Here is a 24739-nt window from a genome sequence, read left to right as displayed (position 1 = left end):
GACTTTTCCGGTAATTTGTTTTGTGGGTTGCTGTGCAAATGCAATTGAATTCTGTGGGGAAGTTACATCTTTTCCGTTGGCAAACTGCCATACAAAAAGCTGCAAAAGAATGATGTACAACAGCTTTTTAGAAACAACATTTAGTTGCTTAAGTAATTTTTCTTTCATAATTTTGTACTACTTAGTTTTTAAAAAATTTATTTTTTTGCCTGCATTTGGGTCGAAGCTTATGCAGGTTTTTTTGTTTTCAATCAGCTACTCTTTCATTGGCATTCTGTTTTTTGAATCAATGGCAAATAAACAACCGGTGTTTTAACTCAATCTTAATTCACCATTAAAGTTTTATTGCAAATCAAATAAGATTTAAACAAGAAAATTCTTTCGAAATGATTTGGTACATCTGGCTCTCTCCAGGAATTTCCAGTTCATCGGGTTGAAGTTCTTCTTCCTGATTGTTTTGATAAAAGAGGCACCATTCTCCATGGTTGTATTCTGCTGCCGTAAAATGTTCCACCCAGTCGCCGCAATTCAGGTAACGAACCGTTTTCCCATTAATCGCTACTTCTTTTTCTTTCGGTACGTGTGTATGACCACAAATCGCGGTTTGGTAGCCTTGCATAATGGCAGCATTCAGAATTCTCGATTCGGTTGACGAAAGGTTCAGCTTATCACGCATAAGCCGGTGCTTAATGCTTTTATACAAAATCACTTCATTCTTCCCGAAAAAAAGGAGTACCTGGTTTAGTAGCTTGTTTAACACAGAAAGAAATCCTTTTAAGGCTGCTCCATATTTGGCCAGTTGTTTTTTCCCGTGAATGGCACTATCGAAAATGTCGCCGTGAAAAATCCAGGTTTTCATTCCGTCCAGTTCCAGAATAAGCTGGTTTACAATTTTAAGGTTTCCCACAGTGGTTGGTGCAAACTTCCTTAAAAATTCGTCATGGTTTCCGGTAATGTAATACACCTTAACACCCTTTTCCATCATTTTAATGATTTGCCGAACCACTTTTAACTGATTTTTTGGAAAGTAATTACGGCTGAAACGCCACGAATCGATGATATCGCCATTTAACACGAGAATGTTGGGCAAGATGGACTTAAGGTACTTCAGTACTTTTTTAGGTTTGCTGGCATAGGTGGCCAGATGTAAATCGGAAATTACAGCCACTTCCAATTCTCTTACTTCCATAACTGCATAAATTCAGTTATACAAATTACAGCATTAGAAATGAATGAATAGTTGCAATATTATTACGGTTTGAATAAACATCACCTGATATTTCTTAAAAGCATCAGAGAACGAGCTTCCAAATCAAAAACATTTTTTACATGCACCGGTGCCTCCGGATTTTCCTCCCAACTGGTATCTTCCCGAATTTCCCACTCTTCTCCCAGTCCGTCTTTGGGCAGTGTAAACGGAATGGATTCCCAGTAGCTGTTGACCAGAATCAGCAGTATCTCCTGTTTCAGGTCGTTGCCAAATTCATCCTTCTCTTTCATCAGTTCGCCGTTGAGCATCATCCCCATCACCCGGATGAAGCTGGTATCCCACTCTTCCTGGCTCATATCTTTTCCTTCGGTATTGATCCAGCGAATATCGAATACCCCTTCGCCCTGAATTTTGCGGTTTTTAAAATACCGCCGCGGGTGCAAAATGGGGTGTTCCCGACGGATGGCAATCATTTTTTTTGTGAATTCGAACAGCTTACGCTGGTTCTCGTCCCAGTCCCAGTGCATCCAGGCCAGTTCACTGTCCTGGCAATAGGCATTGTTGTTGCCGTGCTGGGTGCGGCCGTATTCGTCGCCGTGGCTAATCATGGGGACTCCCTGGCTCAGCAGCAGCGTTCCCAGAAAATTTCTTTTCCGTTTTTCGCGGCGCTGAATAATTTCCGGATCGTCAGTTGGCCCTTCCACGCCGCTGTTCCAGCTGATGTTGTGATCTTCGCCGTCGTTGTTATCTTCCAGGTTGGCTTCGTTGTGTTTTTCGTTGTAACTCACCAAATCGTGCAGGGTAAACCCATCGTGTGCGGTTACAAAATTGATACTCGACGACGGCAATTTCCCGTTGTCCTGGTACAAATCGCTGCTGCCGCTCAGCCGGTAGGCCAGCTCGCTTACCTGGCTCTCGTCGCCCCGCCAGAATTTCCGCACCGAGTCGCGGTATTTCCCGTTCCACTCGGCCCACAACACCGGGAAATTTCCTACCTGATAACCGCCTTCGCCCAAATCCCAGGGTTCGGCAATTAGTTTCATTTGAGAAATGATGGGATCCTGGTGGATGGTATCGAGAAATGTGGACAGCTTACCCACATCGAACAATCCGCGGGCGAGTGCCGAGGCGAGGTCGAACCGGAAGCCGTCCACCTGCATTTCGGTAGCCCAGTAACGCAGGCTGTCCATCACCAGTTGCAGCGTGCGGCTGCTGAGCAGGTTCAGCGTGTTACCGGTGCCGGTGTAGTCGGTGTAATACAACGGGTGTTCCTGTTCCAGCCGATAATAGTTGTGATTGTCGATGCCGCGAAAAGAGAGAGTGGGGCCAAGGTGGTTTCCTTCGGCCGTGTGGTTATATACCACATCCAGAATGACTTCGATACCGGCTTTGTGGTAGGCTTTCACCAGGTCCTTGAATTCGTTTACCTGCTCGCCGTTTTGGCCGGTGGCCGCGTACTCGGCATGGGGCGCAAAAAAACCGATGGAGTTGTAGCCCCAGTAGTTGGAGAGGCCTTTATCGAGCAGAAATTTGTTGTGTGAAAAATGATGAACAGGCATCAACTCGATGGCCGTCACGCCCAGCTCCTTAAAATAATCGATAATTTTCGGATGGGCGAGCCCTTTGTAGGTTCCCCTTTCGTTTTCCGGAATTTCAGGATGAAGTTGGGTAAATCCCTTTACATGCAACTCATAAATAATGGAATTGTGCATCTGGATGTCGGGCTTTTTCACACCTTCCCAGTCGAAACGCGTATCGATCACCACCGATTTGTTCATCTCAGCGGCGCTGTCGGTTTCTTCCATGTGCAGTTTAATTTTTTCGCCTTCTTCCAGCGTGTAATCAAACATGCTTTGCTCAACAGTGATGCTGCCGTTGATGGCCTTTGCATAAGGGTCGATCAGCAGTTTTTTTGGATTGAACCGGAACCCTTTTTTGGGTTTGTACTTTCCCGAAACCCGGTAGCCATATAGCTGGCCGGGCTTTATTCCGGGCAACCAGGCATGCCACACGTAATCGGTTACTTCTTCAAAATGAATTTGGGCGTATTCTTCTTTATCGTCCGGATGGTGAAAAAGGCACAGCGTTACGCCGGTGGCATTTTCACTGAAAAGGGCAAAATTTACACCCTCACCATCGTAATTGGCACCCAGAGGATATGGTTTGCCCGGTAAAAATTTTCCTCCGTATTGTTTTGTTTGAACTGCTTCGTTTTCCATTTTTTCCTTAAATGTATTGTTTTTTTTATAATTTAGATGTGAACAAATGATATTTCAATCAACAATCTTCACCATCCTGTCCATTGAAACAATAGATAATTTTTATTGTTGAATTATTAAAGCCAGGCTATTAAACCTGAACCTGAAAAATAGTATCCTGAAATTTATTTTTTGAATAATTGAAACAAATCAGTAAAGAACAATCCGTGAGAAAAATCGTATTCAGAAATTGATGGAAAGTTGTATAATCCTAAAAGTAAATGAATGAATTACAGAAAAATTTTCCCTGTATTTACTGCTGAGAATACCTGTATGTTTAATGTATGGGCACCCAAAACCAAAAGTGTGCATTTGGTTACACAACATCCTGAAAAAAAGTATAAAATGAAGCCGCGGGAGTTAGGCTACTGGTCGGTTGAACTGGAAAGTATTTCGCCCGGAACCCGCTACAAATACCAGTTGGATGAGAAGGAACCGTTCCCCGATCCGGCTTCGCTTTCACAGCCCGATGGCGTTCACGAAGCTTCGGAAACAATCGATTTAAACGATTTTGAATGGATTGACCACGACTGGAAAAACATCCCACTGAATGAAATGATTCAGTATGAGCTGCACACCGGAACTTTTACCCCGGAGGGAACTTTTGCCGGAATTCGTTCAAAATTGGATTACCTGAAAGAGTTGGGTGTGAATACTATTGAAATTCTCCCGGTGTCACAGTTCAGCGGAAAACGAAACTGGGGTTACGACGGTGTGTACCCGTTTGCCGTTCAGGATTCGTATGGCGGTGCCAAAGAGTTGATGGCGCTGGTGAACGAAAGCCACAAACAGGGCATTGCCGTAATCATGGATGTGGTGTACAACCATTTCGGGCCCGAAGGAAATTATGTGGGGAATTTTGGCCACTACTTTTCGGGAAAATATTCCACACCCTGGGGCGACCCCATCAATTTTGACGGGCCCTATTCCGACGGTGTGCGCAACTACGCCATCCAGAATGCATTGATGTGGTGCCGTGATTTTCATATAGATGGCCTCCGTCTGGACGCGGTGCATTCCATTTTTGATTTTGGCGCAAAGCACATTATGCAGGAATTGGCAGAAAACTTGAATCAACTGACTGAACAAACCGGAAGGAGGCACTATTTGATTGCAGAATCACATCTGAACGACGTGCGTTACATTTCGCCCATTGAAAAAGGCGGATACGGGCTGGATGCGCAGTGGTCCGACGATTTCCATCATGCCGTGCATACACTTGCAACCGGGGAGCAAAAAGGGTATTACATGGATTTTGGTAAACCGGAGCAACTCTCAAAAGCCATAAAGGATGCGTTTGTTTATGACGGCCGGTATTCCGATTTCCGCAAAAAGACGTATGGTAATTCCACCCAAAATAATCCGGGGGATCATTTTGTAATTTTCAACCAGAACCACGACCAGGTGGGCAACCGGCTGCATGGCGACCGCCTGATTTCGATAACGGATTTTGAAACTGCGAAAGTAATTGCCGGGGCCATGTTTGTTGCGCCCAATGTGCCGATGCTTTTCATGGGCGAAGAGTACGGCGAGCGCAATCCGTTTTTCTATTTCGTGAGCCACCTCGATGAAAAACTCAACCGCCTGGTACGCGAAGGCAGAAAAGAAGAGTTCAAAGATTTTTACGACGTTAACGTGGAGGCCCGAAACCCGGATGATCCGGAAACTTTCGAAGCTTCTAAACTTTCGTGGAACATTGAAAGCGATGCGGAAAAATCATCGGTATTCAGGTTTTACCAGCAATTAATTCGGCTTCGGAAAACACACCCGGTTTTGAAGGAAACCGACAAGGATAACCTGAAAATTTTAGATGATGGAAAGTTTTTCACGCTCGAAAGATGGCAGGGCGAAAACAGGGTAGTGGTGTTCCTGAATTTTGAAAAGGAAGAACAAACCGGTATAATTCCTGCGCACATCAACGGAAGCCTGACCAAAATTTTCGATTCAACCGATTTCAGCCCGACTGGAATTTCTGAACCGGGAAAAACGGAGGTTTCGGCAAACGATAAAATTACAGTGCAGAAAAAATCAATTGTAATATTTTCAAAATAACAATTATGAACGGACAACAACGTGTTTTTATAGAGAATATACAGCCGCAGGTCAATTGCGGCGATTTCCCGGTGAAGCGGGTAATTGGAGACAAAATAAAAATTACAGCAGATATTTATTGCGACAGCCACGACGTGCTGAGCGCCGAAGTGCTGCATAAATTCCAGGACGACAAAGAGTGGAAAGCCGCTGAAATGGAGTTTGTGATTAATGACGAGTGGAAGGCTGAATTCCCGCTCGATTCCATGGGGTCGTATTTTTACACGGTGCGGGCCTGGGTCGATCATTTTAAATCGTGGCACCGCGACATCCTCAAAAAAATCGATGCGCAGGTGGATATCGATGTCGATTTGCAAATTGGCGCTAACCTTATCCAGGAAGCGCTTGATGCACATGGAAATATGGCGGAGAAGGAAGCTGTATTTCTAAAAAAAGTGCAAAAGGAGTTTAACTCCGATGAGGTTTGGGAAAAGAAAATCGGTTCTGTACTCGACGGAAAATTGTACCGCACCATGGTAAAGTACCCGGTGAAGAAACATGTAACGCAGTTTGAAAAAAATTATGAAATAACGGTTGACCGGAAACGCGCCAGTTTCAGCAGCTGGTACGAGGTTTTCCCACGGTCGTTGAGTCCATTCGAAAACAAGCATGGTACATTTAAAGATGTTATCGGCTTTTTGCCGTATGTTTCCGAACTGGGTTTCGATGTGCTGTACCTGCCGCCCATTCACCCAATTGGCGAAACCAAACGCAAGGGGAAGAACAACAGCGTAACGGCGCAACCCGGTGAACCCGGCTCACCATGGGCCATTGGCGGCAAGGAAGGCGGCCACAAATCCATTCACCCGCAACTGGGTACAATGGAAGAATTCCGCGAACTAATTCAGCAAGCCGCCGAAAAAAATATTGAAATTGCCATGGACATTGCTTTCCAGTGCTCGCCCGATCATCCGTGGGTGAAAGAGTACCCGGAATGGTTCAGGCACCGGCCCGACGGATCGATCCAATATGCCGAAAATCCCCCCAAAAAATACGAAGACATTTACCCCATCAATTTTGAAAGCGATGACTGGAAAAACCTTTGGGAAGAGCTGAAAAGCGTTTTCCTTTTCTGGATCGAAAAAGGCGTGAAAATTTTCCGGGTCGATAATCCGCACACCAAGTCATTTAACTTCTGGGGCTGGGCCATTCGCGAAATCAAAAAAGAACACCCCGATGTGATTTTCCTCGCCGAGGCGTTTACCCGGCCAAAAGTGATGTACAACCTGGCCAAGCAGGGATTCACGCAGTCGTACACCTATTTCACCTGGCGCAATTCAAAATACGAACTGGAAACCTACCTCAACGAACTGGTGAATTCAAAAGCCCGCGAATTTTTCCATCCAAACTTCTGGCCCAACACACCCGATATTTTACCCGAATTTTTGCAGGTAGCTAACCGCGCCGGATATATTCAGCGGCTGGCGCTGGCGGCAACATTGAGTTCCAACTACGGGATTTACGGACCGGCTTTTGAACTGATGGAGAACGAACCCGTAGCCCCGGGAAAAGAGGAGTACCTCAACTCGGAGAAATATGAGATTAAAAACTGGAATTTCGACGACCCCAAAAGCCTGCGGAAAATTATCGCGCGGGTGAACCAAATTCGTCATGAAAACACAGCGCTGCAAAACACGCATTCACTAAAATTTCATGCCATCGATAACGATGCGCTGGTTTGTTACAGCAAGGCATCGGACGACCTCAGCAACATCATTTTGGTGGTAGTGACGCTCGATCCACACCACACGCACTCGGGCTGGCTTCACTTTCCGCTCAAAGAATTTGGAATGGAGGGACACGACTCCTACCAGGTTCACGACCTGATTAGCGGTGCCCATTTTCTTTGGAGCGGCGAGCACAATTTTGTGGAACTGGATCCCGGCGTGATGCCTGTTCATATTTTTAAAGTACGCAAAAAAGTACGCACCGAAAGAGATTTCGATTATTTCATGTAAACCATTCAGAAAAATATTATGCAGAAAGAAGATACAAAAAGCTGGTACAAAGATGCGGTCATCTACCAGGCCCATGTTCGTTCGTTTAAAGACAGTAACGGCGACGGGATTGGCGATTTTAAAGGGCTGATTGAAAAACTGGATTACCTTAAATCGCTGGGCGTGACGGCCATCTGGATTTTGCCTTTTTACAAATCTCCGCTGAAAGACGGAGGATACGATATTGCCGATTTTACCCATATTCATGAAGATTACGGGACGATGGCCGATTTCAAGCGGTTCATCCGCGAGGCACACAACCGCGATTTGCGGGTGATTACCGAGTTGGTGCTCAACCACACATCGAGCGACCACAAGTGGTTTCAGCGGGCCCGGAATGCCAAGCCCGGCAGCGTTTACCGCGATTTTTATGTGTGGAACGATACCACCGATAAATATAACGACGCACGGATTATTTTTCAGGATTTCGAAATTTCGAACTGGGCGTGGGATCCAGTGGCCAAAGCCTACTACTGGCACCGGTTCTATTCACATCAGCCCGATTTGAACTACGATAATCCGAGCGTGCACAAGGCAGTTTTCAAGGTGCTCGATTTCTGGTTCAAAATTGGAATCGACGGGCTGCGGTTAGATGCAGTGCCCTATTTGTACGAACGCGAAGGGACCAACTGCGAAAACCTGCCCGAAACCCACGCATTTCTGAAAAAACTGCGTAAATACATCGACGAGAATTACGAGGATAGAATGCTGCTGGCCGAAGCCAACCAGTGGCCCGACGATGCGTCGGAATATTTTGGGAAAGGCGATGAGTGCCACATGTCGTTTCACTTCCCGCTGATGCCGCGCCTCTACATGTCTATGCGCATGGAAGACCGTTTCCCGCTCATCGACATTCTGGAACAAACACCCGACATTCCCGATAATTGCCAGTGGGCCATTTTTTTGCGGAACCACGATGAGCTGACGCTGGAGATGGTTTCGGACGAGGAGCGTGACTACATGTACAAATCGTTTGCACAAAATCCGAAACAGCGCATCAACCTCGGTATCCGCCGGCGTTTGGCCCCGTTGCTCGACAACGACCGGAAAAACATCGAACTGATGAACATCCTGTTGTTTTCGATGCCCGGAACGCCGATTGTATATTACGGCGATGAAATTGGAATGGGCGATAACTATTACCTTGGCGACCGCGACGGCGTGCGCACACCCATGCAGTGGTCGGCCGACCGAAACGCGGGGTTCTCGTCTGCCGAACCACAGCGGCTGTTTCTACCGGTAATTTTTAACCACGATTATCACTACGAAACCGTGAATGTGGAGAACTTCGAAAAGAATTCCACTTCGTTGTTGTGGTGGATGCGGCGCGTGATTGCCAAGCGGAAACAATACCGGGCATTCAGCCGCGGCGACATTCAGTTTATCAATACCAGCAACAGCAAAATACTGGCGTTCACCCGTACCTACAACGACGAAAAAATACTTGTCATTATTAACCTTTCGCGCTACTCGCAGCAGGCCGGGCTCGATTTATCGGAATATGAAGGGTACGTTCCTACTGAGGTTTTCAGCCAGAATAAATTTGCGATTATCGGGAAGGATCCCTACATATTCCCTATGCAGTTTAAAAACTATTTCTGGTTTGAATTGTGCAAACAGGAAGAAGACGAAGTGATTGAAACCCTGTCGCCCGATCATCAGCTGGTGCTCACTTCAAAAGAGTGGAACAAAATGCAGGGCACCACCAAAAATTCGCTCGAAAAATTAATGCGCAGTTACGTGCATAAAAACCGCTGGTTCCGTGGCAAGGCAAAAAAAATTAAGGCCATCGACATCAAAAATACCATTCCGCTTTCTACCGGAAACCTAAACTCGTACATCGTAATTATAGAAACAAAATACATTGAAGGCAAACCCGAACAGTATGTCATCCCGATTTCAATAAAAACAGGAGAAATTATTGCCGATGTGAAATTCAAGCACCCCGAGGCGATGATTGCGTATGTGGGAGTAGATGGCCACGAAGGCGTGATGTACGACGGTTCGTACAACCCGGAAGTACGCGATATTTTCCTGCAGCTGATTACCCAAAAGGGAGTTCTGAAAAACCGGAAAGGAAGCATTGTGGGAGTACCCGGCAAAAAAATGAGTTCGAAAGTGAAGAAAAGCGAACTGCCGCTCAACTCGCGGGTGCTGCTGGCCGAGCAGTCAAACACCTCGATTCTTTACGATAACAGGTTCTTTTTCAAAATGTATCGCAGCCCCGAGGAGGGCAACAACCCGGAGCTGGAAATCATAAAAACATTGACTGAAAATACCCGTTTCCGAAACTTCCCGACTTTTGCAGGCGCGCTGGAGTACCGCGAGTACAATGCCGAAAGTTCGGCGCTCGGCATTCTGATTGATTTTGTGCAGAACGAAGGGAATGCGTGGGAGTTTACCCAGTCGTCCATCGACCGCTATTTCGACCGGATTATTGAAGACAAGGAGTACCTGCTGAGCGGCAAACCGATTGACACCACTACCGATTTGGTGGAGCATGTGGGCGAAGAAAAAATGCACGATCTGCTTGGGCCGTTTTTTATCGAAATGATTGAGCTGCTTGGAAAGCGGACTGCAGAAATGCACCTTGCACTAGCTTCGGTCGAAAGCAAAAAAGAGTTCAAGCCCGAACCGTTCTCGCTGCTTTATCAAAAGTCGCTTTACCAGTCATTCCGCACGCTGATTAAGCGGACGTTAAACGACATGAAGTCATCGAAACAGAAATTGAACAATGAGCAAAAAGCGCTGATTGACGATATCATCGGCAACGAAAGCCTGCTGCTGTCAACGATCAAGCACACGCTGGAGAAGAAAAAAATCCACACATCCAAGACCCGGGTTCACGGCGACTACCACCTCGGGCAAGTGCTGTTTACCGGGAAGGATTTTATGATTATCGATTTTGAAGGCGAGCCAACCCGTTCGCTCACAGCCCGAAAACTTAAACATTGCCCGTTTAAAGATGTGGCCGGAATGCTGCGTTCGTTCCACTACGCCATTTACATGGGACAGCTCGAGAACCAGTCGAAGATTCCGGGAAGCGCCGATTTGCTCAATCCGTGGCTGGAAGCGTGGTACGAAATTGTACGCAAAACATTCATCGACAGCTACCTCGAAACAGCCGGCGATGCTTCATTTATTCCGAAAGAGGAACGGGAAATAAACGATCTGCTTTCGGTTTACACCATCGAAAAAGCCATTTACGAAGCCGATTATGAATTCAATAACCGGCCCGACTGGCTGCACATTCCGCTGAACGGACTGAAAAAAATACTCGATGATTTGGTGGAATAATTATTCTGAAACCGATTAAAAATTTGACTATGAGTAAGAAACAAAATAAATCAGGTACAAAAAAAGAAGTTCAAAAAGAGGAAGCCCAAATCCCTGAAACCGGAAACGCGGTGCAGGATGTGGCAGAATTTATTACGGAATACGACATTTACCTTTTCCGTGAAGGCAAACACTTTTCGCTGCACGAAAAACTGGGTGCCCACGTGATGGAACTGAAAGGCGTGAAGGGCACCTTTTTCGCGGTGTGGGCACCAAATGCCGATTCGGTTTCTGTTATCGGCAATTTTAACGGATGGGGGAAAGATGCCCACCACCTGAAGCGCCGCGAAGATGAATCCGGCATCTGGCAGGGGTTTATTCCCGGTGTGGGAAAAGGGGAAGCCTATAAGTATTTCATTATATCGCAACACAACAACTACACCGTTGAAAAGGCCGACCCGGTGGCGTTTTACAGTGAGCAGCCGCCCAAAACGGCCTCGGTGGTGTGGGATTACAACTACAACTGGAACGATAAAAAGTGGATGGAAAAGCGGAAAAAGAACAATGCGCTCGACAGTCCATTTTCGGTTTACGAAGTCCACCTGGAATCCTGGAGAAGAAAACCTGAGGAAGGAAACCGTACGCTTACCTATTCAGAACTGGCGGGAGAACTGGCCGCTTACGTAAAAGAGATGGGCTACACCCACGTGGAGCTGATGCCGGTAACCGAGTATCCGTTTTCAGGATCGTGGGGTTACCAGGTTACGGGTTTTTTCGGGCCTACCAGCCGTTTCGGCACACCCGGCGATTTCATGTATCTTGTGGATTACCTGCACCAAAACGATATTGGCGTGATTATGGACTGGGTGCCTTCCCATTTCCCCGGCGACCAGCACGGGCTGCACTTTTTCGACGGGACTTACCTGTACGAACACCAGGATCCACGCAAAGGTTATCACCCCGACTGGAGCAGCTACATCTTTAACTACGGGCGCAACGAAATCCGGAATTTTCTGATTAGCAGCGCCCACAGCTGGATGGAGCGATTTCATATCGACGGAATCAGGGTAGATGCTGTGGCTTCGATGTTGTATCTCGATTATTCGCGAAAAGAAGGGGAATGGATTCCCAACGAACACGGCGGTCGCGAAAACTTAGAAGCCATTCAGTTTTTGCGCGATCTGAATGAATCGCTTTACACCCGATTTCCCGACATTCAAACTATTGCCGAGGAATCCACGGCCTGGCCAATGGTTACCCGCCCGGTTTATACCGGCGGACTTGGTTTTGGCATGAAATGGAACATGGGCTGGATGCACGACACGCTGAGTTATTTCGCTCACGAGCCGGTTCACCGTAGTTACCATCACAATCAAATGACATTCAGTATAATGTACGCCTTTAACGAAAATTTTATGCTTTCGTTGTCGCACGACGAGGTGGTACATGGGAAAGGCAGTTTGATCAACAAAATGCCCGGCGATGACTGGCAGAAGTTTGCCAACCTCCGCGCGCTGTTTGGATATATGTTTGCCCATCCCGGTAAAAAGCTGCATTTCATGGGAATGGAGCTGGGGCAATGGAACGAGTGGAACCACGAACAAAGCCTCGACTGGCACCTGCTCAATTTTGACAATCACAAGGGCCTTCAGTTTTTCGTGAAAGATTTGAACAGTGTTTACCGGCGGTTCCCTGCTTTATATGAAAATGATTTTTCAGGAGAAGGATTCAAATGGATCGATGCCAACGACTCAAAAAATTCCATTTTGAGCTTTGTCCGCTACGATAAAAAGAAAGAGCACCCCGTGATTGTGGTAGTGAACATGACTCCGGTTCCACGGCACAACTACCGGATTGGCGTACCCGAAGATACCAAGTGGCTGGAAATTCTGAACAGCGATGCTACACAATACAGTGGTAGCGGCATTGGTAATTTTGGTGGCGTGGCGGCCAACCCGGTTCCTTTTCATGGCGAAGATCAGTCGATTAATATATTGCTGCCACCACTTGGGGTGGTAATGTTTGCAGCAGCCCCCTAAATCCCCCAAAGGGGGACTTTTGCGTGTCTGCTTTTGCTTTGAGAAAACTTTATGTTTTCGTGCTTTAGTGGCAGATAAAACTAATAGCCACCAAATCACTAAAAATTCACGAAATACTGAATAAAAAGCAGAATTCATAAAAAGCTTATAGTTAATGTTTTGAACTGGCTGTTTTTGCTGTTTTATTTGACTTTATAAGATGTATAAAATATCATTTAATCACTAAAATTTCCCCCTTTGGGGGAACGAAAGGGGGCTTATGAATCCAGTATCAACTTACCGTTTTCAGTTTAATAAAAATTTTACACTGAAAAATGCCGAAAGACTGATTCCGTACCTACGGAAATCAGGCATTAAAACCCTTTATGCATCGCCGGTTTTTGAGGCGGTAAAAGGCAGCACACATGGTTACGATGTAACTAATCCACTGAAAATCAATCCTGAAATTGGTACAGGGCAGGAGTTTGAAAACCTGATTGAAAAGTTACACGAAAACGGGTTGGGCTGGGTGCAGGACATCGTGCCCAACCACATGGCTTTTTCGCCCGAAAATCCGTGGATTTACGATGTCCTGGAAAAGGGCCGCGATTCTGCTTTTTACGATTTTTTCGATATTCAGGAAAAACACCCTGACGAAAACCTGAACCGGAAACTGATGCTGCCTTTTTTTGGAAAACCGATGGAACAGCTGATTAAAGACGGAGAATTGAAGATCAGTTTTGATGAAAACGGTTTCAAGCTTAACTATTTCAACAACCGTTATCCGCTATCGGTTCCGGCGTATCCCAAATTACTGGAAGCTGAAAATAGGGCACACATCCCATTGACAGTGGCTGCATTTTTGAACGCCGGAAGAAACATCCAAAATTTTGATGAGTTGCGGCAAAAATTGATGAGGGATTATTCGGAGTCAGTTCAAACAAAGGAATACATCGATGAATGTTTGCACTCTGCCAACAACAACACTAACAAGTTGCGCGAGATCATCAATGCGCTGTATTATTATCCTTCGTTTTGGAAAGACACCGAAACAAAAATTAATTACCGCCGGTTTTTCACCATCAACGGGCTCATTTGTGTAAACATTCAGCATGAACACGTTTTTGAAACTACCCATAAACTGATTGCCAACTGGGTGAAACGAGGATTGGTTGACGGCGTGCGTATCGATCACATCGATGGGTTGTATAATCCCGGCGAATACCTCGAACGTTTGCGAAAACTGCTGGGTGACGATACCTACATTGTAGTGGAGAAAATTCTGGAGAAAGATGAGGAAATTCCTGCTGACTGGCCGATGGAGGGAACCACTGGCTACGATTTCCTCGGAATGGTAAACAACCTGCTCACTAATCCTGGAAAAGGCCCGTTTTTCTACAAATACTACAACGAGTGGATCGACAGAACCGATGATTTCGAGGATGTGTTTTACAAGAAAAACAGTTTCATTTTATACAACCGGCTGAAAGGGGAATTAGACAACCTTACCCGTGAATGCACCTCGCTCGGTGCTGTTTTGAAAACCAAAACCGATGAGAAAATTCTAAAAAAAGCCATCGGCGAATTCCTCGTTTTTTGCCCGGTTTACAAGATTTACCGGCCGCCATCAAAATTTACTAACCACGAAAAAACGGTGGTGAGCGAAATCATCGGGCAGGCAGCTGAAAAAAATCCGTCACTTGCAAAACCCCTCCGTTTGCTGGAAGATCTGTTCCTGCTGAAGTTACCCGGCACTGAAAATGAAGTGCCGGAAACCGATCGCTTTTTCAGGCACTGCATGCAGTTTACCGGTCCGCTGATGGCCAAAGGAATTGAAGACACGGCGTTTTATTCGTACAATCCGTTTATCGGGCACAACGAAGTAGGCGATTCACCGGGCTATTTCGGCATTCGTACCAGCACATTTCATGATTATATGAAAGAACGGCTGGAAAAGCAGCCGCTGACGATGAATACCATTTCGACCCACGACACCAAGCGCGGAGAAGATGCCCGTGCCCGGCTGAATGTGTTGAGCGATGTCCCAGAAGCATGGATGGCCGCCACCAAAGAGTGGTATGAACTAAACCGCGAATTGAAGCAATTTGATGGCGGAAAGGAAATTCCGACACCCAACGACGAGTACCTGATTTACCAGGTTTTATGCGCACACCTGCCGATGGATGCAAAAATCGATGAATCATTTAAAGAACGTCTGGAGGAATACCTGGTAAAGGCGATGCGTGAGGCAAAAGTTAATTCGTCGTGGAGCAATCCAGATGAGTTGTATGAGAACAAAACGCTGGAATTTACGCGAAAAATTCTTTCTTCCAAAACAAAATTCCCCGATAGTTTTCTGCGGTTTATGGAAGAAATTATTCCGCACGGAATAACCAATTCCATTACCCAGCTCATTCTGAAAAATTTGGTGCCGGGAGTGCCCGATACATTCCAGGGAACAGAGACCTGGAACCTCAGCTTCGTAGATCCCGACAACCGGCGGGCAGTTAATTTTGAAAAGTTATCGGCCAATCTCGGCTGGATTATCAAAAATTATGAAACAGATGCCGCGAGATTAGCCGAAAGTCTGTGCCACCAGCCGTTAGACGGCCAACTGAAACAATGGATAAGCTGGCTGACACTGAATGAACGCATTCAATATCCGGAGCTTTTTCAGAAAGGAGATTACACTCCGCTGAAGGTTTCCGGGAAATACAAAAAACACATTATTGCTTTCCACCGGAAGTTTGGCAATCAGCATTTAATCGTTGTATTGCCGCTCAACACGGCAAGCATGCCAGCCAATCCAAACTGGGAAGATACACAGGTTGAATTTCCGGAAACGGATATCCCCATGCTGAAAAACCGTTTGACAAAACAAATAGTTGAAGTTGGAGAGGCCTTGAATGTGCAGAATCTGTTTGAAGTTGTTCCGTTTGGAGTTTTGAGGAATTCAAAATGAATTTCAAAGCAAGATAAAACTGAGAATTCTGGAATTTAGAGTATTTCCAAATTGTTTTTTTGGAATTTGGGATTTGCATATTGGAATTTCACTGTCATCCCCTAATTGTGCCCAACAAAATTGGGTGGATATCCGAAATGACAAAACATGATTGACACGACACTGGATTAATCCTCATGGATGCCCTTTTAAAAATTCAGTTTTTGAATATTTTCACCCCCGCTCTTTCATAGTAACCGTAATAAAATCGCGGTGCGATTTAATCAGGTTAATGGCATGCAACAGCATATTTTTGGTTTCGGTAATGGTGTTGAAATACAGTACCGAGTTGCGTGTATTCACCTCTTTGGCTTTAATTCGCTTGATTTGGGCAATTTCCATTTTTTCCAGGTCCTGTAATATTTTGTCGCGCAGCTCAATGAGTTTTTCAATTTCGTTAAACTTGTTCTCTTTTACAATATCCAGGGCAAAATTGAAGAAATGATCCACTTTTTCATTTAGAGCCTGCATCTCTTCAGCCTGGGCTTTAATAAAGGGTTTATGCTGATTGTCGAGGTGCTCGTAGAGTGGTTCGGTAAGGAAATTGAGCGAGTGGGCCAGTTCGCGCTGGTAGTCAACTACCTGAACGTAAAAGTGCCCCGAATCTACGTTTTCTTCAATTTTGGAAAGGGTATTCAGCACCTTGTTTTTCTTTTTCTTTGCTTTTTTATTCAGGTTATCTTTAATTTCCAGTGCCTCTTTCAGTTTCGACCGGTTTTCTTTCAGGAAATGCTTAATGCTGTCGTCGTAAACTGTATTGGCCTGCACGATTGACTTGCTCACCTGTTTGATGCATTTTTCCATCACCTTGTCGGTGGCATCTTTTTCAGTAATCGATTCTTCTTCATCTTCCTGGCTTTCCTGGCTTCTTTTCTTAAACAACATGTGCGTGCGGATAACCATAAAAATGGCAACAGCCACAAATATGAAAATCATGAACTGCCCGCCAACTGAGATCAATGAAGCAATTATGGCCGAGACGGTAAATGCAAGGATAGCGGTTAAAAACCAGCCGCCAATAACAGAAAATACGCCCGATACACGATACACTGCACTTTCGCGGTCCCAGGCACGGTCGGAAAGCGATGTACCCATGGCCACCATGAAAGTTACATAAGTGGTTGAAAGCGGGAGTTTTAAAGAGGTGCCAATTGCAATTAAAACACTGGCAACTACGAGGTTAACTGCCGCCCTTATTTTATCGAAAGCCGGCGCATCAGGATTAGTGGTATTATCGGCAGATGGCGGAGTAAAACGGGCCTGGATCGAATCAATCATCGGGGAGGGAATAATGCTTCTTATGCCCCGGGTAAATTTGGTGGTTCCTCGTACAATTACCCTGGCTGCAAGCGAAGAGTTAAACCGCTCGGTACCTTCGCTTTGTCGCGATAAATCAACCGAAGTAGAGACAACCGATTGTGCTTTTTTCGATAAAATTAATGTGACAATCATAATTAAACCGGCTATTGCCAGCATAAAGGTTGGGGTATCTACCTTACCTGCAAGCATTTCCATGGTAAATTCATCAGGTGAACCTGCACCACCGGCTACCCACGCTTTAAACGAGTTAAACCCTGCCAGTGGCACACCTATGAAATTTACCAAATCGTTGCCTGCAAAAGCCATTGCAAGAGCAAAGGTTCCCACCAAAACAATCAGTTTCAGTATTTTAATTTTGAATAACCAACTCAGTACCTGCAAAAATATTACCCAGAAAATAAAATTGTAAAGAAGTATCAGTCCGGTGTGGGTGGCCACCCAGTCACCAAATCGTTCGCCGCTTGGCACTGTCATTTCGGCAAAAGCAGAACCGTTAATTCCTTTAATGAGAATGAAATAAACAATGGCAGAAATAGCCAGTCCCCCGAAAATTGAACCGAAATATTTCATTTTTTCCCGGTAGTTGAAAGTAAAAATAAATCGCGTAATGTACTGTATTATAGCACCTACGGTGAAGGCAATGAAAACCGAAAGTAAAATGCCGGTAATAATGGCCAGCGCCTTTTCGGAATTGATATATTCTGAAAGTTCGAGAATGGTACCGCCCATCATTTTAATTTTAACGATGGAAACAGCCACAGCCGAACCCAGTAATTCAAAAACAATGGAAACCGTGGTGGAGGTGGGCAACCCGAATGTGTTAAACAAATCGAGCAGGATAACATCCGTAATCATTACCGCAAGGAAAATGACCATGATTTCGGAAAAAACAAACATGTCGGGGTGAAAAATTCCTTTCCGTGCCACCTCCATCATGCCGCTTGAAAAGGTTGACCCAATAAGTACCCCAATGCCGGCCATTAGAAAAATGAGCCATTTGGGGGCTGCTTTCGAACCAAATGCCGAATTCAGAAAATTGACGGCATCGTTACTTACTCCAACAACTAAATCAGAAATTGCAAGTGCGAAGAGGATTACTACAATGATAAGGTAAAAATTTTCCATTATCTAAGTTTTACAGGCAATAATTTTAGGTGCGAATTAAAGCTTTAAACGCCACTAAAATATTAAAAAATCATTAAGTAACAATGAATTTACTGTTAAACGAAATGAGCTTAATTTTTTATATTTTTGGAGCCGCAAACAGGTTGGAAATCAATCTGATTATTAAAACTGTTCAGTAAAAACAGTATCATCTTATAAAGAGGGGATTTATGAAAACTTATTCTTCGAAAAGGTTAACAACCTATATATCAGTTTTTCTGACGTTATTGTTGGCTGTTTTTCTGCTTTTAACCTGGTGGCTCGGTCCGGCAATCTGGATAATTGCACTGCTTACCGTTGCCTTTTTTTTGGTTTCCTTTTACTCAATTCTTTTTGTTGTGAACCGGTATATTTTAGATAAAATCCGCCCGGTTTACAAAGCCATTAAGGATATGCCACTTAGCGGGAAGAAAATGGAAGAAAAACCTGCTGACTCGGCCAACCTTCTTACTAATGTAAAATTTGAGGTGGAAGAGTGGGCCCGGACACAAATGAAAGAAATTGAACGGTTGAAAGAGCTGGAACGCTACCGCAAAGAGTTTGTTGGAAACGTGTCTCACGAGCTTAAAACGCCTATTTTTAATATTCAGGGGTATATTCTCACGCTTTTGGAAGGTGGCATTGAAGACGATAAAATTAACATGCTCTACCTGAAACGCACCGAAAAAAGTATCGACCGGATGATTTCGATAGTTGAAGATTTGGAGTCGATAACCAAGTTGGAATCGGGCGAGATGAAACTGAAGATGGTAACCTTCGATATTGTAAAAACAGTGAAAGAAGTGCTGGAAATGGAGCAGTGGCAGGCCGACGAATGGCAGATTTCACTCGAAATTATCAATAAACCATCCAAGCCAATTTATGTAAAAGCCGACCGTAACCGGATACTGGAAGTGTTGACAAACCTGGTGGTAAATGCTATTAAATACGGTAAAAAAGGAGGTTTTGTCCATGTTTCGTTTCATGACCTCGATGAGAATATTATGGTTGAAATTACCGATAACGGGATTGGCATAGAAAAGAAAAACCTGCCACGCGTTTTTGAGCGTTTTTACCGTGTAGATAAATCACGATCGAGGGAACAGGGCGGAACCGGGCTCGGTCTTTCAATCGTAAAACACATAATTGAAGCACATAATCAATCAATTAATGTGCGTAGTGTTGTGGATCAGGGAACAACTTTTAACTTTACACTTGAAAAAGCCAAATAATAACAATAATTTTGTTTATTGTAAGCTTAAAGATTTATTAATCTCATTGCAAAAAAAATCAACTACTTATACAGTTTGTAATACTTTTATCTCATGACTGAAAATAATTTTAAAATTCTGCTGGTTGATGACGAAATCGATATTCTCGAATTCATCAGCTACAACCTCGAAAAAGAAGGTTACACCGTTTACACTGCGCAAAACGGGCACGATGCCATTAAAATGGCCGAGAAAAAACAACCCCATTTAATTATTCTGGACGTGATGATGCCCGAAATGGACGGGATTGCAGCCTGCGAAGAAATTCGCAAGATTCCTACGCTCAACAACACCATTATTGCCTTTTTAACCGCACGCGGCGAAGATTATTCGCAAATTGCCGGGTTCGAGGCTGGTGCTGATGACTATATTTCCAAGCCCGTGCGGCCCAAAGTTTTGGTAAGCCGCGTAAAAGCTTTGCTGAAACGCACCGGCGAAAGCGGCCCGGTTACCTACAATAAAGATTCCAATACAATGACCATCGGCAACTTGCTGATTGACAAAGAGCGTTATCTGATTCGTATTGATGATGAAGAAATGGTCCTTCCACGTAAGGAGTTCGAGTTGCTATCGCTGTTGGTTTCAAAACCCGGGAAAGTATTTACCCGCGAAGAAATTTATTCATCGGTATGGGGCGAAAATGTGGTAGTTGGCGATCGTACAATTGATGTTCACATACGGAAACTGCGCGAAAAAATTGGAAGTGCGCACATTAAAACCCTGAAAGGCATCGGGTACAAATTTGTGGAGTAAGTCAAACGAAATAAATTGTCAGGTAAACAATTAAAAATCCCAGAATATAACCTGCTGCAATTTGTGGCAGGTTATTTTTTTCGAGCATTAACCGTGAAGTTCCCGTCAGCCCCGAAACCAAAATTAGTATTAAAATTGATATAAACAGATTTATTCCCGTGCGAAAAGCAAGGGCGAAAACAACCCCGGTAAGGCTTCCCAGGGCGGCCATGTGGGCACTGATTTTCCATTTCAGCGACAGGAGTAAAACGGCAATAATTACCAGGACTGATGCTAAAAGGATGACTTTAAAAATGGGGAAAGCTTTTATTCTGCCGAGCAATAAGAACCCGAGGTAATAAAAAATCCCCGTAAAAAGAAGGGCTACTATGCGGTCGTTGTTTTTTTTAAGCGACAGATCGAAATTGGACCGGAGCGCCAAAAGAGCCACTCCAATCAGGGGTAAAACTGCAGTAGTGAAAAACACTACCAGTAAAACATAGCGCTGGGCTTCCCATGATAAAAATGAAAAATAAAACCCGGAGTTGAACAGCAATACAAATCCCAGGGTAGGTAGTAAAACCGGGTGAAAAAGTATAGATATTATCTGAGCTGCTTTTTTCAATATTTAGAGTTTTTTGCGCAGGCGGGCAACCGGAATACCGAGCTGCTCGCGGTATTTGGCAACGGTTCTCCGGGCAATATTATACGATTTGTCTTTCAGGATCCGGGTGAGTTTTTCATCGGTCAGGGGTTTATGTTTGTCTTCGTTTTCAATGCACTCTTTCAGTATCATTTTTATTTCACGGGTGGAAACTTCTTCACCGTCATTTTTTTGTAATCCTTCGGAGAAGAAATATTTTAACGGGTAAATACCGAAGTGGGTCTGAATATATTTACTGTTCGAAACCCTTGAAATGGTTGAAATATCGAGCCCGGTCCTTTCTGCAATATCTTTCAGAATCATGGGGCGCAGTTTGGATTCGTCGCCTTCCTTGAAAAATTCTTTCTGAAAATCGATAATTTCCGACATGGTGTGCAAAAGGGTGTGGTTGCGCTGCCTGATGGCATCGATAAACCACTTGGCAGAGTCAAGCTTTTGCTTCACAAATAGCATGGCCTCTTTCTGGTTTTTTGATTTATTTTTGTTTCGCTCAGCCAGCGAACGCATCATTTCGAGGTAGGTATCGTTAATTTTTAAATCAGGAACATTTTGCTGGTTCAGCGAAAGCTGGAGTTCGCCATCGACATTGTCGAGCAAAAAGTCAGGAATTATATGTTGATTCGATTTATTGAGCGGATTACTGTATGAGCTGCCCGGTTTTGGGTTCAGCTTCAGCACCTGCCCAATTCCCTCTTTCAATTCTTCTTCCGACAAGTCCAGTTTTTTCTTGATTTTTTCGTAGTGCTTGCGGGTAAATTCATCGAAATAATCTTTTACAATTATCTTTGCCAAATCATGCGAACCGTTTTTTTTGCGATCCAGTTGCAGCAAAAGGCATTCGCGGAGGTCGCGGGCACCAATTCCCGGCGGGTCGAGCTGCTGAATGATGCGGAGTATTTCAAGCAGTTTTTCTTCCGGAACCTCCATGTTCAGGTTGAAAGCCAGGTCGTCGCTGATTGAAAGCAGGTCGCGCCGCAGGTAGCCATCGTCGTCAATATTTCCAATAATATATTCGGCCAATTTTTGGTCGCTTTCCGGCAGGCTAATCATGCTCAGTTGTTCGCGCAGGTTTTCGTGGAAAGTTGCACCTACTGAAAAAGGAATTTCAAGGTATTTGTCGTCTTTTGAGTAGTTGTTGGCCGAGGTTTTATAGGAAGGGATATCATCGTCCTCCTCATTAATGTAATCGTCGTACGAAAATTCGTCGTTGTCCTGGTCTGTTTCTGATTCTGAACTTTCGTTGTCCTCGTTGTTGTCCGGTGAGTCTGACTCGTATTCCAGCACAGGGTTTTCTTCCAGCTCTTTTTTAATTCGCTGTTCGAGCTGAACAGTAGGGATCTCCAAAAGCTTTATCACCTGAATTTGTTGTGGTGAAAGCTTCTGCAGCAACTTTTGTTGTAACGAAAGTTTTTGCTCCATATCCCTTTTTAGTTATCTCCGTAAATTTACTATTTTTTTGAAGGACTTCAAGCATGTCAAATCAGAATTCTGCACTTTTTGGAGTCCGTGGAAAAGCAATCACGTCGCGGATATTACCCATTCCGGTAACAAACTGCACAAAGCGCTCGAATCCCAGCCCGAAACCGCTGTGAACCACGCTTCCGTACCTGCGGGTGTCGAGGTACCACCACATTTCTTCTGCCGGAATATTCATTTCGTCCATTCGTTTTTCCAGTTTTTCGAGTTCTTCTTCCCGCTGCGAGCCACCAATAATTTCGCCAATTTGCGGGAATAAAACATCCATTGCCCGGACCGTTTTATTGTCATCGTTTTGTTTCATGTAAAACGCCTTAATATCTTTGGGATAATCGGTTAAAATAACCGGGCATTTAAAATGTTTTTCTACCAGGTAGCGTTCATGTTCGCTCTGCAAATCAACGCCCCAGTCAACCGGAAACTGAAATTTTTTCTTTTTGTAGGGTTTTGAATTTTTCAGGATATCAATAGCCTCGGTGTATGTTATGCGGATAAAATCACTGTTAAGTACAAATTCAAGTTTCTCAACCAAATCCATCGAGCGTTGCTCTTTGGGTTTGTTTTTTTCTTCCTGGCTCAGCCTGTTACCCAGGAACTGTAAATCGTCGCGGCAATTATCCAGTGCGTAACGAATGAGGCATTTCAGAAACTCTTCGGCCAAATCCATGTTGTCTTTCAGGTTGTAGAACGCCATTTCGGGTTCAATCATCCAGAACTCGGCCAGGTGGCGTGTGGTGTTTGAATTTTCGGCCCTGAAAGTGGGGCCGAAGGTGTAAATTTCGCCCAGTGCCAATGCACCCAGTTCGCCTTCGAGCTGTCCCGAAACTGTGAGGTTGGTTGGCCTGCCGAAAAAGTCCTTGCTGTAATCGGGCTTTCCTTCATCAGTAAGTGGCGGGTTTAACGGGTCGAAAGTTGAAACCCTGAACATTTGACCAGCCCCCTCGGCATCGCTGGCAGTAATAATTGGTGTGTGCAGGTAATAAAATCCTTTTTGGTTGAAATAGTTATGTATGGCAAATGCCATGGCATGGCGTACCCGGAATACAGCTCCGAATGTGTTGGTGCGGAAGCGGAGGTGTGCATTCTCGCGCAGAAATTCGAGGGTATGTTTTTTCGGCTGAATCGGGTACTTTTCGGGGTCTGCCTTTCCCAGGAGTTCAATTTTTTCGGCTGCCAGCTCCACATTCTGGCCACTTCCCTGCGACTCGCTGAGTAAACCTTCAACTGCCAGGGCAGCTCCCGTGTTTATTTCACGCAGCAGGTGTTCGTCGAATTTTTCAGTGTCGGCCACAACCTGAAGGTTATGAATAGTTGAACCATCATTTAATGCAATAAAGTTTACGTTTTTACTGCCGCGTTTTGTTCTCACCCATGCTTTCACCAGTGTTTTTTCACCGGTTTTCCCGTTTTGAAGAATGTCCTTGATTTTCAGTCTTACCATGGTTCAACTTCTTTTTGTGATATTTTTTAAAGTGTTTTGATTGTAAAGGATACAAAAGTAAATTTTTATGGTTATAAATGAAAAATGGTTGTGCCAATTTTGGAGATTTGAAGAATTAATAAAATAATCACTACTTCGGGCTCATCTGCCACCTCCACCCTCTTAACAAATCCTTGCCTCCCGGCTTGTTCCTGCTTAGTCCTTTGCATCAAAAAAATGAAAGAACAAAGTTAAAGGCTTCCCCTGTTAAGCAAACTATCCAGCACCATAATCCATCCGTTATAACGTTCAGCCGTATCCGAATTTCGGGCTTCGGCACTTTTTGCAACCTTGCCCCAACTGACCGCCAAAATCGGTTTACCTACCTGACCAGTCATGCTTTCGTTATGTTCACGGCACTTACTAAGCCTTCCCTGCCTGGCAGCAGACAGGCTTCACACCCTGCCGTTGCCGGCAACGCGCTTGGCTTCGTATTGCCTTCCCTCCGGTGAGGCGGCGCAGCTCTCTTTCAAGCTGCCGGATTGGTTTGCATGCAGGGCAAACAAAAAGCGCTTAAAACATTGATTTTAAGCGCTTTTACGATAATTTGTTTTTTCACCTGGTACCCGGAGTGGGAATCGAACCCACACTCCATTGCTGGAACTGGATTTTGAATCCAGCGCGTCTACCAATTCCGCCATCCGGGCAAATTTTCAATTTTTCGCGTTGCTCCCGGAAATCAGGTACCAAACGCTCATTTCCTTTGCGAAAAAATGGTGTGCAAAATTAACTATTTACCACGAATCTGCAAAAATATTATTCAAGGGACTTTAAAAATTCTTTCCCTGTTCCTGATTTAAAA

14 protein-coding genes and 1 tRNA gene are annotated in these 24739 nt (G+C 44.7%); 7 read left to right on the top strand and 8 right to left on the bottom strand.

All coding sequences use genetic code 11. From position 1 onward, the window contains the following. Positions 1-352 precede the first annotated feature (352 nt). Both ACTCNA_RS12075 and glgX read right to left on the bottom strand, forming a co-directional pair. Entirely contained in the window at positions 353-1189 is an 837-nt protein-coding gene (locus tag ACTCNA_RS12075) for a UDP-2,3-diacylglucosamine diphosphatase (RefSeq protein WP_462948174.1), read from the bottom strand. 80 nt (positions 1190-1269) lie between these two features. Then, positions 1270-3429, bottom strand: coding sequence for a glycogen debranching protein GlgX (gene glgX, locus ACTCNA_RS12070; RefSeq protein WP_462948173.1), 2160 nt, complete (start codon positions 3427-3429; stop codon positions 1270-1272). A 264-nt stretch (positions 3430-3693) separates the two neighbouring features. Here glgX and treZ point away from each other — a divergent pair, with 264 nt between their 5' ends. From treZ to treY, 5 genes are all read left to right on the top strand, one after another. Beyond that, entirely contained in the window at positions 3694-5520 is a 1827-nt protein-coding gene (gene treZ / locus ACTCNA_RS12065) for a malto-oligosyltrehalose trehalohydrolase (RefSeq protein ID WP_462948172.1), read from the top strand. Positions 5521-5525: 5 nt separating this feature from the next. After that, complete coding sequence (locus ACTCNA_RS12060; protein WP_462948171.1) at positions 5526-7517, top strand: alpha-1,4-glucan--maltose-1-phosphate maltosyltransferase; 1992 nt, start codon at positions 5526-5528, stop codon at positions 7515-7517. Between the two features lie 18 nt (positions 7518-7535). Continuing rightward, a complete protein-coding gene (gene treS, locus ACTCNA_RS12055; protein ID WP_462948170.1) occupies positions 7536-10853 on the top strand; it encodes a maltose alpha-D-glucosyltransferase in 3318 nt (1105 codons plus the stop codon). 29 nt (positions 10854-10882) lie between these two features. Beyond that, positions 10883-12871, top strand: a complete 1989-nt coding sequence (gene glgB / locus ACTCNA_RS12050) for a 1,4-alpha-glucan branching protein GlgB (protein ID WP_462948169.1) — start codon at positions 10883-10885, stop codon at positions 12869-12871. 259 nt (positions 12872-13130) lie between these two features. After that, positions 13131-15812 carry a malto-oligosyltrehalose synthase gene (treY, locus tag ACTCNA_RS12045; protein WP_462948168.1) on the top strand — a complete coding sequence of 894 codons (2682 nt, stop codon included), beginning with the start codon at positions 13131-13133 and terminating at the stop codon, positions 15810-15812. 213 nt (positions 15813-16025) lie between these two features. Here the strand turns inward: treY and ACTCNA_RS12040 are convergent, their stop codons facing one another. Continuing rightward, positions 16026-18296 (bottom strand): inorganic phosphate transporter, encoded by a 2271-nt coding sequence (locus ACTCNA_RS12040; RefSeq protein WP_462948167.1) that lies wholly within the window; start codon positions 18294-18296, stop codon positions 16026-16028. Between the two features lie 209 nt (positions 18297-18505). Here ACTCNA_RS12040 and ACTCNA_RS12035 point away from each other — a divergent pair, with 209 nt between their 5' ends. Further along, entirely contained in the window at positions 18506-19546 is a 1041-nt protein-coding gene (locus ACTCNA_RS12035; protein ID WP_462948166.1) for a sensor histidine kinase, read from the top strand. A 93-nt stretch (positions 19547-19639) separates the two neighbouring features. Beyond that, positions 19640-20338 (top strand): response regulator transcription factor, encoded by a 699-nt coding sequence (locus tag ACTCNA_RS12030; RefSeq protein WP_462948165.1) that lies wholly within the window; start codon positions 19640-19642, stop codon positions 20336-20338. A gap of 1 nt (position 20339) precedes the next feature. Here ACTCNA_RS12030 and ACTCNA_RS12025 read toward each other — a convergent pair whose 3' ends face one another. From ACTCNA_RS12025 to ACTCNA_RS12005, 5 genes are all read right to left on the bottom strand, one after another. Then, positions 20340-20942, bottom strand: a complete 603-nt coding sequence (locus tag ACTCNA_RS12025; RefSeq protein ID WP_462948164.1) for a hypothetical protein — start codon at positions 20940-20942, stop codon at positions 20340-20342. A gap of 3 nt (positions 20943-20945) precedes the next feature. Continuing rightward, positions 20946-22400 carry an RNA polymerase factor sigma-54 gene (gene rpoN / locus ACTCNA_RS12020; protein WP_462948163.1) on the bottom strand — a complete coding sequence of 485 codons (1455 nt, stop codon included), beginning with the start codon at positions 22398-22400 and terminating at the stop codon, positions 20946-20948. A 61-nt stretch (positions 22401-22461) separates the two neighbouring features. Next, the gene (gene asnS, locus ACTCNA_RS12015; protein ID WP_462948162.1) at positions 22462-23898 is read right to left on the bottom strand and encodes an asparagine--tRNA ligase; all 1437 of its coding nucleotides are present in this window, start codon (positions 23896-23898) and stop codon (positions 22462-22464) included. 230 nt (positions 23899-24128) lie between these two features. Next, entirely contained in the window at positions 24129-24275 is a 147-nt protein-coding gene (locus ACTCNA_RS12010) for a hypothetical protein (protein ID WP_462948161.1), read from the bottom strand. Between the two features lie 222 nt (positions 24276-24497). Next, positions 24498-24584, bottom strand: a tRNA-Leu gene (locus tag ACTCNA_RS12005). Positions 24585-24739 lie beyond the last annotated feature (155 nt).

The organism is Tangfeifania sp., from assembly GCF_055108615.1.
This window is presented reverse-complemented; position numbering and strand designations above follow the sequence as displayed.

Coding starts and splice junctions, on each gene's coding strand:
- ACTCNA_RS12075 (WP_462948174.1), bottom strand. CDS start 1,189: ATGGAAGTAAGAGAATTGGAAGTGGCTGTAATTTCCGATTTACATCTG.
- glgX (WP_462948173.1), bottom strand. CDS start 3,429: ATGGAAAACGAAGCAGTTCAAACAAAACAATACGGAGGAAAATTTTTA.
- treZ (WP_462948172.1), top strand. CDS start 3,694: ATGAATTACAGAAAAATTTTCCCTGTATTTACTGCTGAGAATACCTGT.
- ACTCNA_RS12060 (WP_462948171.1), top strand. CDS start 5,526: ATGAACGGACAACAACGTGTTTTTATAGAGAATATACAGCCGCAGGTC.
- treS (WP_462948170.1), top strand. CDS start 7,536: ATGCAGAAAGAAGATACAAAAAGCTGGTACAAAGATGCGGTCATCTAC.
- glgB (WP_462948169.1), top strand. CDS start 10,883: ATGAGTAAGAAACAAAATAAATCAGGTACAAAAAAAGAAGTTCAAAAA.
- treY (WP_462948168.1), top strand. CDS start 13,131: ATGAATCCAGTATCAACTTACCGTTTTCAGTTTAATAAAAATTTTACA.
- ACTCNA_RS12040 (WP_462948167.1), bottom strand. CDS start 18,296: ATGGAAAATTTTTACCTTATCATTGTAGTAATCCTCTTCGCACTTGCA.
- ACTCNA_RS12035 (WP_462948166.1), top strand. CDS start 18,506: ATGAAAACTTATTCTTCGAAAAGGTTAACAACCTATATATCAGTTTTT.
- ACTCNA_RS12030 (WP_462948165.1), top strand. CDS start 19,640: ATGACTGAAAATAATTTTAAAATTCTGCTGGTTGATGACGAAATCGAT.
- rpoN (WP_462948163.1), bottom strand. CDS start 22,400: ATGGAGCAAAAACTTTCGTTACAACAAAAGTTGCTGCAGAAGCTTTCA.
- asnS (WP_462948162.1), bottom strand. CDS start 23,898: ATGGTAAGACTGAAAATCAAGGACATTCTTCAAAACGGGAAAACCGGT.
- ACTCNA_RS12010 (WP_462948161.1), bottom strand. CDS start 24,275: ATGACTGGTCAGGTAGGTAAACCGATTTTGGCGGTCAGTTGGGGCAAG.